Below are 11970 nucleotides of genomic sequence, written 5' to 3' on the forward strand. Positions count from 1 at the left end.
GCTTACCTTTTAATCCATCTGAATTGAGGCATGGATATGGCCAAAGTATGCTATTGCGCTGATGACTTCGCAATGAATCCTGAGATTTCAGATGCGATTCTACTGCTCATCAAAACAGGTGCTTTACATGCAACTTCTTGCATGACACAAGCGGAGCATTGGCCTATTGCAGCGCAACAGCTCAAGCCAATCTCTAATAATATTGATGTCGGTTTACACCTAAATTTCACCCATAGATTTAGCTCAGCAACCACAATATTTTCATTGCCAATATTAATGCTTAAAGCATGGGGTCGACAGCTAGACAGCAAACTCATTCAACAAAGTATTGAACAACAGTGGAATGCATTTGTTGAGGCAATGGGAAAACAGCCTGATTTTATCGATGGACATCAACATATCCACCAATTCCCCATCATTCGGGATATATTGGTTTCCTTCCTCAAACAACAAAATTTTCAAGGCTGGGTTAGGAACCTACAACACCCAATCACAGCCCCTGCCTATTTGATAAAAACTCGCTTACTGTCACGACTAGGCGCGCCCACACTAGCCTCAATATGCCGGCAACAGAACATTCGGCAAAATCGATATTTCGCAGGGATCTATAACTTTGAATCGAACAGCTATTCCCATTTAAACCAACAGTGGTTGGAGCAGGCTCAGGATAATTTACTGATCATGTGCCACCCTGCTACGCAAGTAATTGATCAACATGACCCCATTTCAGTTGCACGCGTTCGAGAATTCCAATACCTCAGCTCATCTCAATTTCGTGATGATTGTCAAATCTATCAAATTTCGCTGACCTCAATGGATACATTATTATGATAAACAGTCCATTTCTTTCTTGCGTAGTCCCTGCCTACAACGAAGCAGAAAACCTTAAAAAGTTTATCCCAGCTTTGGCGCAGCAGTTAGAACAACAAAATTTACGCTATGAAATCATCATTATTGACGATGGGAGTAAAGATAATAGTATCGCAGTCTTACAGCAAATGCTCGATGACTATCCTTTACGCATCCTTACACTATCACGGAATTTTGGCAAAGAAGCAGCCTTAAGTGCAGGTCTGGACTACGTTACAGGCGATGCGACCTTATTGATCGACGCCGATTTTCAACATCCTTTAAATGCCATTCCAACCATGATTCAACTCTGGAAAGATGGCTATGACATGGTGTATGGCATTCGAGATCGAAGCACAGAATCATGGCTCAAAAAAGTCTTTACTCAAGGCTATTATCACGTTTTGAATTTAAGTTCTTCGGTCAACATCCCTGAAAATGCGGGTGATTTTCGCCTATTGGATGCAAAAGTCGTTGAAGCTGTAAGAAAACTTCCTGAAAAGAACCGTTATATGAAAGGGTTGTATGCATGGGTTGGTTTCAAGAGTATTGGGATCCACTTTACGGAGCAACAGCGTCAATATGGGCAATCCAGTTTTAATTTTAAAGCCCTGTTTCAATTGGCAATGTCAGGATTGACTGGCTTTTCCGATTTACCGCTACGCTTATGTATTTATCTCGGTGCATTACTTGCACTCTTTGCAATGAGTTACGGCGTCTGGATCATTATTGAAACGATGATTGAAGGTATCCGTGTACCTGGTTGGGCTACGTTGGCCGCTGGTATGACACTTTTAGGTGGTATCCAACTACTCTGTATTGGGATTTTAGGTGAATATATTGGGCGTATTTATGCGGAAGTTAAAAACCGTCCCAAATATATTGTTTCTGCCGAGTATTCACATAGCCATGCTAAACCTTTCGTACATGATAAGCAAAATAATGTAGTTTCTTTCTAATGCAAACTCATGTCCTACAGTTTTTTCGTTTTGGTATTGTTGGTTTGATTGCAGCACTTTCACACTATTTTCTTGTGATATTGCTGATTCGGCCTCAATACCAAGTGTCACTAAAATATGCAAATCTGCTCGCCTTTCTCACAGCTTTCTGGATCAGCTACTTTGGTCATCGTATTTTTACTTTTCAAGCCATACACCTTAAGCATAGGGAAACACTTAAGAAGTTTATCGTCGTGGCTGGACTGGGATTCATGTTGAATGAATCTGTTTTATTAATCAGCCACCATTACCTTGATACCCCTATTTCCATACTGATTATTTTTAGTATTGGCATTACTTCAATTTTTACTTTTTTGCTCAACCGTTATTTTGCATTTCAATAATAAGGATTCAACATATGCAACAATGGCTACGATCATCTAAATTTTTACTTATCTTTTTACCCGTTTGGTTATTGATGAGCTCATGGATTCGTCCACTATCTGTACCAGATGAAGGACGATATGGGGATATTAGTCGCGCAATGCTTGAATCAGGAGACTGGCTGATTCCACGTATTAACGGCTTACCTTTTATGCACAAACCTCCTTTACTGCATTGGCTCTCTACCGCTTTTATGGAGATATTTGGCCTTCATCCTTGGGTATTACGCCTTATTCCTACCTTAGCTGGCAGTATGATGCTGATCAGTCTTTTTATCTTTTTAAAAAAGCATGTTTCGGAACATATTGCTCAGTTAACCATTATTATCTTAGCAACCAGTCTTTTGTTCTATGGCAGTAGTGAATATATCAACCATGATCTACTAGTCGCTTCATGGATAACCGTTTGTATTCTGAGTTTTGTTGACTTTAGCCTTTCAGGTAAAAAAACCGTTCTATTTTTAGGCTACTTTGCTGCTGCAGCAGGCTTTCTCAGTAAAGGTCTAATTGGTGTCTTGATCCCAGGACTCGTATTATTACCTTGGCTACTCTACACGCGACAATGGAAAAAAATTCCAACCCTGCTCAACCCTTTCGGGATTCTCTTTTTCCTCGCCTTAACAGCCCCTTGGGTTTATCTGGTTCAATTAAAATACCCGCAATTTTTGCATTATTTCTTCATTGATCAACAATTTAGTCGTTTTAGTTCGAATGGATTTAATAATAAGCAACCTTGGTTTTTCTACTATCTCATTCTGTTTGTAAGCTTTTTACCATGGTTGTTTGTGAATCGTTTTAGATTCTCAAAACGTATTTTTCAAGCATCACTTTCTTCTTCTTTGCTCGCCCTCTGCCTCTGGTGGTTTATATCGGTGAGTATTTTCTTTTCCATCCCCCCTTCAAAATTAGCTGGTTATATCCTCCCTGCCGTACCACCTTTAGCCATTTTACTAGCTGTCACAGTACGCCCTATTCTAGATAATTTTGCTAAGAGCAAACTTCAAATCTGGGGTCCTGCTACCTTTATCTTTATTTTAGGGCTTGGGATCATTTTAGCGCCACATTTCATAAAGAATAATCATGCTTTTTATACCAGTCATGCTATTCAAATTTACATGATTGGCACGATTCTATGCATTGTTCCTTTTAGCTTAATGCTGTTATTTAAACTGAAGAAAATAGATTATTTAAGCGCAATTTTCTTAAGCTTAATTCTATTTTGTACCTCTATTTCAGCTGCAGTCCGCGTTCTCGATACCAAGAACAATGCTGACCAAGTCGATTTTGCAAAATCGATGAATCCTAAATCGGATGTGGTCTTTTATTACAATTACTTCTATGACCTTCCTTTTTTATTGGACTTTAAAAAACCAGTTTATATTGTCAATGATTGGGATAGTGTAAAAACAGATAACTCATCTTTAGAACTTAAAGATGGCTTGCTATTTGAACCTGAGCGTAAACAATATTTATGGAATAAGCAGCAGCTCCAAAACATGTTAAAACAGAACCAGCCAGTAGTTGTTGTGAGTAACCCTGGCGGCTACAAACCAGATCATCCCAACGTTAAAGTTCTGCATTATCGCAACTATGATGTATTTCTGATCAACCAAAATTTTTAAATAAAAAAAGGAAGCTGATCAGCTTCCTTTTTATCATCAGATACCAAATTGCTTTTTGACGATGTGTACTAACTTTTCTTTAGCTGAGTTTTCTAAAACTGTGCCATGTGCGGCAACTAAATGCTGAAAATCCAATTGTAGTAGTCGATCAAAATCTTTTTTTAAGCTAGCAGATTTTGGTGTGACTCTTTTCAACCAAGGCCCACCAATAAATAAGCCTAATCGAAATCCCATGAGGTAAATAATAATTTTGCTTAGAAAACTAAAATATTTCCAATCACTCCAGTATTGAATACTATCTGTCGTGATTAACAGCTTTTTATCCTGTATGTATAAAATTGCTTCAGGGCAAGTTGCTTGTTCAAATATAAAGAATTCAGCATTTTTGATAGGAGGAAGTGTACACGATTGAATTATCTTTATCGGAAATAAGTTTGGATAATTCACATGATGCGATTGGCTCCAAAAGTTGCCTGATATGTATCGATATAAAATTGATCATCAATACCATGAAAATCGCCTAAACGAATGACATGTTTAATTTGCCCTAAACCTTTTAATTTCTCTAATTCTATTTTAGACATCCGAACTGCATTGATTAGAGTCAGCTCATTGTTTTGTTTGACAATAATCATATTACGATTCATGGAGAGACCAAATCCAAGCCTGATACTGCCCCTTAGTAAGTAAATATTTTCAAAAATTTCAACAATCGGATCATGAGGGTAAACAGGCGCATAATTTTCTTTCATCTTTATATTCCTTTATTTTTATCAATATATCTTATACATTCAAATTAAAAATATTAGATTGGCCAATATATAAAAAACAAAGTCAATTTTGTAATAAGCATAAAAAAACCCAAAGATAACTTTGGGCTTTTTAAAAAATTATTGCTTACGCTTCTGGCGTATCATCTTTAGGTTCTACAGCCACTTCTTCAGAAGTTGCAGCCTCAACAACCTCGGTATTCTCCACTTCTTCTGTAGCATCTAACTCTTCGTCATCTTCTACAGCTTCAATCGAAACAACACCAACTAAGGTTTCAGCATCGCTCAAACGAATCAAACGAACACCTTGTGCATTACGACCCGTGGTTGCAACTTCAGCTGCACGGGTACGTACCAATGTACCGCCATCTGAAATCAGCATGAGTTCTTTGCTTTCATCAATAGATACTGCACCAACAAGCTCACCATTACGTTCGCTGGTCTTGATTGCAATTACACCCTTACCACCACGTTTCTTGGTCGGGAAGTCATCTACTGGCGTACGTTTACCATAACCGTTGGCACATGCACACAGTACTTCACCTGTTTCAGGGACAACAACCAGTGAAACAATACGGCTAAGCACATTTGAATCTGATGAATCATCATTATCATCCAAATCATCATTTTCAACGTCTGCATCATCAGCTTCAATGGTATTGCTTGCAAAACTTACGCGCATACCACGGACACCTTTCGCGGTACGTCCCATTGCACGAACATCAGTTTCAGCAAAACGAATTGCTTTACCTTCGTTCGAGAACAGCATGATTTGCTGTTGACCATCGGTAATTGCAACACCAATCAGAGTGTCTTCTTCATTCAATTCGATCGCACGTAAACCATTTGAACGAACATTGCTAAATTGCCCCAACTCAACACGTTTTACTGTGCCTGATGCTGTTGCCATAAAGACATAATGGTTTTCAGGGAATTCGGTCAACGGCAAGATTGCAGTCACAGTTTCATTTGCATCCAATGGAAGCAAATTAATAATCGGACGACCTTTCGCACCACGAGATGCCTGAGGTACTTCGAATACTCTTAAGCGATACACTTTACCGACATTGGTAAAGCATAAAACCGTCGCATGGTTTGATGCCACAATTAAATGTTGGATAATGTCATCATCTTTCATTGAAGTTGCGGACTTACCACGACCACCACGACGCTGTGCTTGATAATCAGAAAGTGGTTGAGTTTTCGCATATCCCGTTTGAGAAACAGTCAATACAACCTGCTCTTCAGGGATCAAATCTTCACGGCAGAAATCAACACCAGACTCTACGATTTCTGTGCGACGTCCATCACCATATTGCTGCAAGATTAAAGCAAGCTCTTCACGAATTACATTCATCAATAAATTAAAATCATTGAGAATTGCCGTTAATTCAGCAATTTGACCCAAAATTTCACTATATTCTGCATGTAGCTTGTCTTGTTCAAGACCCGTTAAACGGTGTAAACGTAATTCTAAGATTGCTGCAACTTGCGTAGGTGACAAGCGATAGATATCACCAACCAGTCCAAATGGACGTGCAGGATCTTCACCTTCAATCTCATCTGGGCGAACAGAAATCGCACCTGCTTTTTCAAGCAATGCAACCACACCGCCACCAGCCCACTCGCCTGCTTGTAAACGCTCACGCGCTTCAGCAGGGTTAGCAGAGCTTTTAATGGTTTCAATAATGGCATCGATATTTGCCAAAGCAACCGTTAAACCTTCTAAGATATGGCCACGCTCACGTGCTTTACGCAACTCGAACATGGTACGACGAGTCACCACTTCTTGGCGATGACGAATAAATGCCGCAATAATATCTTTCAGGTTCATCAACTTAGGCTGACCATTATCTAGGCAGACCATGTTGATACTGAACGAGTTTTGCAATTGGGTATGTAAAAATAAATTATTTACTGCAACTTCTGCATTTTCACCACGCTTCAAGTCGATCGCGATACGCATACCGTCTTTATCTGACTCATCACGTAGCTCAGAAATTCCTTCAAGTTTCTTTTCTTTCACTAATTCAGCAATACGCTCAATCGTTCTTGCTTTATTGACTTGATAAGGAATTTCAGTAAATACGATCGTAGTACGACCTGTTTTCTGGTCTTCTTCAAAGTGATATTTACCACGGATATGCAAACGGCCTTTACCAGTACGATAGGCATCAACAATACCTGACTTACCGTAAATAATACCGCCTGTAGGGAAATCTGGGCCCGTAATATGCTCCATCAAACCTTCGATAGAAATATTCGGGTTATTGGCATAAGCCAAACATGCATTCACGACTTCAGTCATGTTATGCGGCGCCATATTGGTCGCCATACCTACCGCAATACCTGTCGTACCATTAATCAAAAGATTTGGAATACGTGTCGGCATCACTTGAGGAATACGTTCAGAACCGTCGTAGTTATCTTCCCAATCAACAGTATCTTTTTCTAAGTCTGCCAAAATTTCATGGGTTAACTTTTGCATACGGACTTCGGTATAACGCATTGCTGCTGCGCTATCACCATCGACTGAACCGAAGTTACCCTGACCATCAACCAACATATAACGTAAGCTGAAGTTCTGCGCCATACGAACGATTGTTTCGTATACTGCACTGTCACCATGAGGGTGATATTTACCGATCACATCCCCGACAACACGAGCAGACTTTTTGTACGCTTTGTTATAATCATTGCCCAATTCGTGCATCGCAAATAAGACACGACGATGAACAGGTTTTAGACCGTCTCTCACATCTGGCAATGCACGAGATACAATTACGCTCATCGCGTAATCTAAATATGAATGCTTGAGTTCGTCCTCAATGGCAATCGGTCTGATTTCCGATACGCTCATGCATACTCCTTGTTTACAGATAGAGAGTTCTACCTGTCTTTATGTCTTCAATCTTGCAAAAATTTAGCTCAAGAGCTTGAACTAAAAATAAAAAATACAGCGAAAAATTATAGCATAAAGGACAAACCAACTGTGAGTTTAAACTTTGAAAAATAGCATTTTTTTACAATAAAAATTATATATAAATTAATAACTTAAAATTATCAAATGCAAGACCGACAGATAAAAATCGATTCTTACCCATTTTGGGCAAAAGATCCTCAAATGATGAGATAAAAACAACGAATTTAATGTACTAATTTCAATTAGGCTCAAGCTCAAAAAATGAGCTAAGCCACATTAAATGACTCAAGAATAAGAGCCTGACTTAGCTTCAATTGGAAGCGTTTCTGACTCGGTCACTTCGACTTGATCATGTTGCATAAAATAAAAGGCCATAAAGAATAGAGCTAAAATAAAAGGTGTTTCATATAACTCTTCTACAATGTCCTGATTCATTACATCCGCAATTAGCCATGTATAAACGAAACGGTGATGCTCGACACTATCAGCAAAGAATAAAGACAGAACAAGACTCCCTTCTTCTTCCCCATTAGAATCTAACATTCATTTGTCTGGACGATATTGTGTAGGAATCCACTGGTAACCCTTACTATTTTTTCCGATATGACCAATCCCAGGGAAAGCAACATGTGCAGCACCAATCCACCATTGATTTTGATAAGCTTGCTCGAAAATATTTTTACGAACCGCGATTGCATGTTGAAAACTGGTATCAGGTTTATAACTGGCTTCAGGATAAGGAAATTGCACAGCAGCGTAATGCACCACATCGCCCAAGCCCAGAAACTTTTGTCCATTCTGACCATCGACCAAATAAGATGAATGGCCTTCGGTATGACCATGTGTCGTAATTAATTCAACATTCGGAACCTTAAACGAATCTTTGGTGAAAGCAATCAACTGTCCAGCCTGCTGATAAGGTTTTAATGCATCACGTGTCATTTTAAATAATGGTTTAAAGAAATCAGAGGCTTTTGCTTCGTTCTCAGTCGATGTCCAATAGTCCACATCCTCTTTGGCCAGATAAACTTTGGCATTTGGATAAGCCATTGTTCCATCTAGCGTAATTCCACAAAGATGATCCGGATGGGCGTGAGTAATTAGAATGGTATCAATTTGCTCAGGTTGTACCCCCGCCTTTTTTAAATTTTCAGGGACATAGCCCAAGCTTGGACCAAAACATTTTGCCGTGCCCGCATCAATTAAGATATTTTGTGTTGGTGTTTGTACTAGATAAGCAGAAAAATCGGTCACAATATGATTATGTTCATCGACAGGTACAAAATTCTCTTTGAATAGCTGATTGGCTTTCTCTGTTGAAATACCCAACAAATCACTGCGTGGTAATCCCAATTCTCCATCAAACAAAGCCGTAACTTTTAGATTACCGACAGGCTGTAAAAAATACCCATCAACCTGTTGTACCTGTGGTTTAGATTCAGCATATGTCGTGCTGGTACTAAACAGTAACGCTATTAGGATATGCTTTAATAATTTCACACTCATCACCTTGATATTTGATTAATTTAAATCTAACTATTTTTAGTGATAAAAATCGCTCAATCATCTACGTGAATCGCTCAATTTAGATTATTACAAAGATAAAACAGCGGGATCTACTTCATAACGCTGCATAAACCGTTCACGAAATGTTGCAGTAGATTGATAACCAGATTTTGCTGCAATCGTTTTCATAGGCAACTTATTTGAGTACAACAACTCCAATGCATAAGCAAGCCGTGCCTGAGTAATAATTTCTCTCAAAGAAGTCTGCTCATGGCTCAGTTTACGACGCAGTGTAGCGCTACTTAAACCTAAACGCATTTCAATTTCACTGGATTGCCATTGATGCTGAGGGTTCTCTATAACCCATTGGTAAATTTGCGTTGCCAGTTTCTGTGGAGGGAGAATAAGTACATCTGCACAATGCTGTTGGCATAACTGTACCAGTATCGCGGCAATAGATAAGCGTGCCTTAACCAAATCGTGTTGAAACAAAGCCGTTTGCCACTCAAGCAGAGACTCCGCAAAATCCGTGATTGAAAATCTTAAGATAGATTCTGTTTTATCCGTAATTGGCTTGGCCCAAATCATCTGTGCAGCATGAATCACTTCTTCACACATCGGCACCAGAATCGTCAAATATTCGCCTGTCTCTAAATCTGGGATATTCACCGTATCTGCTACGGTATCGGGCTTAATAATAAAAAGATCGCCTGCGTTGAGCTCTATTTGTTTATTATAAGTATTCAAGCGTTGTTGCCCATGCAGAATAATCCCCATGTGTAGCTGATTCACTTTAATATTTGACAGGCCATGCTGGTTCTTGGCCCGAATACACAAATAATCCCTCGCCATATCTGCGTGTGCTAGTTTAACCAGTGAACGATGTAAATGATCAGCCTGTATTGAAGCCGAAGAATTAATATTCATAATCATGAAAAATAAAAACGCCCTTGAGCAATGTATAGCACAAGGGCATTTGTTTGAATAAGTATCAGGCTATAAAATTACAGCTTGCTTACCAATTCAGGTACAACAGTGTTCAAATCACCAACTAACCAGTAGTCAGCAACACTGTTGATTGGCGCTTCTTCGTCTTTGTTGATTGCAACAATAACTTTAGAATCTTTCATACCTGCCAAGTGCTGAATCGCACCAGAGATACCAATCGCCATATAAAGATCTGGAGCAACGATTTTACCAGTTTGACCAACTTGGAAATCGTTTGGTACGAAGCCAGCATCTACCGCAGCACGTGAAGCACCTTGAGCAGCACCAAGCTTGTCTGCTAATGGATCAAGTACTTTGTGATAGTTCTCACCAGAACCTACACCACGACCACCAGAAACAACGATACGTGCAGCAGTTAACTCTGGACGATCAAGTTTCACGATTTCTTCGCTTACAAATGTAGAAATACCAGCGTCTTTCGCTTCAGCAACAGCTTCAACCGCAGCAGAACCACCTTCAGCAGCAACTGCATCAAATGCTGTACCACGAACTGTACCAACGATGATTGCTTCGTCAGATTGAACAGTTGCAATCGCGTTACCCGCATAGATAGGACGCTTGAATGTATTTGCAGATTCAACAGCAATGATGTCTGAAATCATGCTTACGTCAAGAAGTGCAGCAACACGTGGAAGAATGTTCTTACCCGTCGTTGTAGAAGCAGCTAATACGTATTTGTATCCGCCTTTCGCGATGTCAGCAACTAAGCCAGCAACGTTTTCAGCCAATTGGTTTGCATAAGCAGCATTGTCAGCAAGTAATACTTTGCTCACACCAGCAACTTTAGCAGCAGCATCTGCAACTGCTTGAGCGCCAGAACCAGCAACTAATACAGTAATATCACCACCGATTTTTTGAGCTGCCGCAACAACGTTTAAAGTTGCACCGTTAAGTGTCTGATTGTTGTGATCAGCGATAACTAAAATACTCATGATTTTATCCTTCTGTATTAGATCACTTTCGCTTCGTTTTTCAATTTTTCAACAAGCTCGTCTACAGACTTCACTTGTACGCCAGCTTTACGTTCAGCAGGTGCTTCAACTTTAATTGTTTTAAGTTTAGTACCAGTTGCAACGCCATAATCAGCAGGAGATTTTGTATCAAGTGGCTTTTTACGCGCTTTCATGATGTTTGGAAGAGCAGCATAACGTGGCTCATTCAAACGTAAGTCAGTCGTAATGATTGCAGGTAATGCAAGCTCAACAGTTTGCAAACCACCATCAACTTCACGAGTAACCTGAACTTTACCGCCATCTACTTTAACTTCAGATGCGAAAGTACCTTGACCTGCACCGAGTAAAGCACCGAGCATTTGACCTACTTGGTTAGAGTCATCATCAATTGCTTGTTTACCAAGAAGGATAAGTTCTGGTTTTTCAGCATCAACAACGCCCTTCAAGATTTTAGCAACTTCTAAAGCGCCAACTTCATCAGCAGTTTCAACTAAAATACCACGGTCAGCACCTAAAGCCATTGCAGAACGAATTTGTTCTTGAGCGTCTTTAGAACCCACTGAAACAACAACGATTTCAGAAACTGTTCCTTTTTCTTTTAAGCGAACCGCTTCTTCCACTGCGATTTCACAGAATGGGTTGATTGACATCTTAACGTTGGTAAGGTCAACCCCACTATTGTCCGGCTTAACACGAACTTTTACGTTGGCATCAACCACACGTTTTACAGCGACAAGAGCCTTCATGTAATCCTCGGCTGTTCTAAGCAAGTAAATGTAATGAAGAGCATTCTAACTCTTCGATCGAAACTTTTTAGGTGCCCTATCTTGCAATGTATTTGGCATTTCGGTCAAGTCACAATTTCCGCTACGGCTATAAAAAAGATGAAACGCTCAGTTCACATATTGAAAATAGTTATTCATTTTACAAATTTAGTTAACAAGAAGGATGAATATTA

General features: G+C 39.6%; 11 protein-coding genes and 1 pseudogene. 4 read left to right on the forward strand and 8 right to left on the reverse strand.

The window, feature by feature from the left end; all coding sequences use genetic code 11:
* Positions 1 to 36: 36 nt before the first annotated feature.
* The 4 genes from GBI66_RS00550 to GBI66_RS00565 are packed head-to-tail and all read left to right on the forward strand — an operon-like array spanning position 37 to position 3852.
* Entirely contained in the window at positions 37 to 831 is a 795-nt protein-coding gene (locus tag GBI66_RS00550) for a ChbG/HpnK family deacetylase (RefSeq protein ID WP_151714773.1), read from the forward strand.
* Positions 828 to 1808, forward strand: coding sequence for a glycosyltransferase family 2 protein (locus tag GBI66_RS00555; RefSeq protein WP_151714774.1), 981 nt, complete (start codon positions 828 to 830; stop codon positions 1806 to 1808). The genes GBI66_RS00550 and GBI66_RS00555 overlap by 4 nt, the downstream gene beginning before the upstream one ends.
* Positions 1808 to 2191 carry a GtrA family protein gene (locus GBI66_RS00560; protein ID WP_151714775.1) on the forward strand — a complete coding sequence of 128 codons (384 nt, stop codon included), beginning with the start codon at positions 1808 to 1810 and terminating at the stop codon, positions 2189 to 2191. The genes GBI66_RS00555 and GBI66_RS00560 overlap by 1 nt, the downstream gene beginning before the upstream one ends.
* Positions 2192 to 2205: 14 nt before the next feature.
* Entirely contained in the window at positions 2206 to 3852 is a 1647-nt protein-coding gene (locus GBI66_RS00565; protein ID WP_151714776.1) for a glycosyltransferase family 39 protein, read from the forward strand.
* A gap of 36 nt (positions 3853 to 3888) precedes the next feature.
* On the opposite strand, the gene GBI66_RS19685 is transcribed toward GBI66_RS00565, so the two are convergent.
* The 8 genes and pseudogenes from GBI66_RS19685 to GBI66_RS00600 all read right to left on the reverse strand — a co-directional run bounded on the left by GBI66_RS19685 (position 3889) and on the right by GBI66_RS00600 (position 11758).
* Positions 3889 to 4299 (reverse strand): hypothetical protein, encoded by a 411-nt coding sequence (locus tag GBI66_RS19685; RefSeq protein WP_228267275.1) that lies wholly within the window; start codon positions 4297 to 4299, stop codon positions 3889 to 3891.
* Positions 4296 to 4604 (reverse strand): hypothetical protein, encoded by a 309-nt coding sequence (locus GBI66_RS19690; RefSeq protein WP_228267276.1) that lies wholly within the window; start codon positions 4602 to 4604, stop codon positions 4296 to 4298. Before GBI66_RS19690 ends, GBI66_RS19685 begins: the two co-directional genes overlap by 4 nt.
* A gap of 145 nt (positions 4605 to 4749) precedes the next feature.
* Positions 4750 to 7482: a DNA gyrase subunit A gene (gene gyrA / locus GBI66_RS00575; RefSeq protein ID WP_151714777.1), complete on the reverse strand. Its 2733-nt coding sequence runs from the start codon at positions 7480 to 7482 to the stop codon at positions 4750 to 4752.
* A gap of 348 nt (positions 7483 to 7830) precedes the next feature.
* Positions 7831 to 8052: pseudogene (locus GBI66_RS00580) on the reverse strand (hypothetical protein); the annotation flags it as partial.
* 36 nt (positions 8053 to 8088) lie between these two features.
* Entirely contained in the window at positions 8089 to 9051 is a 963-nt protein-coding gene (locus GBI66_RS00585) for an MBL fold metallo-hydrolase (RefSeq protein ID WP_373885775.1), read from the reverse strand.
* Positions 9052 to 9138: 87 nt separating this feature from the next.
* Positions 9139 to 9978 (reverse strand): AraC family transcriptional regulator, encoded by an 840-nt coding sequence (locus tag GBI66_RS00590; protein WP_151714998.1) that lies wholly within the window; start codon positions 9976 to 9978, stop codon positions 9139 to 9141.
* A gap of 77 nt (positions 9979 to 10055) precedes the next feature.
* A complete protein-coding gene (locus GBI66_RS00595) occupies positions 10056 to 10991 on the reverse strand; it encodes an electron transfer flavoprotein subunit alpha/FixB family protein (RefSeq protein ID WP_151714779.1) in 936 nt (311 codons plus the stop codon).
* Between the two features lie 17 nt (positions 10992 to 11008).
* Positions 11009 to 11758 (reverse strand): electron transfer flavoprotein subunit beta/FixA family protein, encoded by a 750-nt coding sequence (locus GBI66_RS00600; RefSeq protein WP_004654672.1) that lies wholly within the window; start codon positions 11756 to 11758, stop codon positions 11009 to 11011.
* Between the last annotated feature and the right edge of the window lie 212 nt (positions 11759 to 11970).

Origin of the sequence: Acinetobacter sp. TUM15071 (assembly GCF_008980925.1) — a bacterium.
In the GTDB taxonomy this organism is placed as follows: Bacteria; Pseudomonadota; Gammaproteobacteria; order Pseudomonadales; family Moraxellaceae; genus Acinetobacter; species Acinetobacter dispersus.

Excerpts from the sequence above, each read along its gene's own strand:
- GBI66_RS00595 (WP_151714779.1), bottom strand. The coding sequence starts at position 10,991 with ATGAGTATTTTAGTTATCGCTGATCACAACAATCAGACACTTAACGGT.
- GBI66_RS00600 (WP_004654672.1), bottom strand. The coding sequence starts at position 11,758 with ATGAAGGCTCTTGTCGCTGTAAAACGTGTGGTTGATGCCAACGTAAAA.
- GBI66_RS00560 (WP_151714775.1), top strand. The coding sequence starts at position 1,808 with ATGCAAACTCATGTCCTACAGTTTTTTCGTTTTGGTATTGTTGGTTTG.
- GBI66_RS19690 (WP_228267276.1), bottom strand. The coding sequence starts at position 4,604 with ATGAAAGAAAATTATGCGCCTGTTTACCCTCATGATCCGATTGTTGAA.
- GBI66_RS00550 (WP_151714773.1), top strand. The coding sequence starts at position 37 with ATGGCCAAAGTATGCTATTGCGCTGATGACTTCGCAATGAATCCTGAG.
- GBI66_RS00555 (WP_151714774.1), top strand. The coding sequence starts at position 828 with ATGATAAACAGTCCATTTCTTTCTTGCGTAGTCCCTGCCTACAACGAA.
- gyrA (WP_151714777.1), bottom strand. The coding sequence starts at position 7,482 with ATGAGCGTATCGGAAATCAGACCGATTGCCATTGAGGACGAACTCAAG.
- GBI66_RS00565 (WP_151714776.1), top strand. The coding sequence starts at position 2,206 with ATGCAACAATGGCTACGATCATCTAAATTTTTACTTATCTTTTTACCC.
- GBI66_RS00585 (WP_373885775.1), bottom strand. The coding sequence starts at position 9,051 with ATGAGTGTGAAATTATTAAAGCATATCCTAATAGCGTTACTGTTTAGT.
- GBI66_RS00590 (WP_151714998.1), bottom strand. The coding sequence starts at position 9,978 with ATGAATATTAATTCTTCGGCTTCAATACAGGCTGATCATTTACATCGT.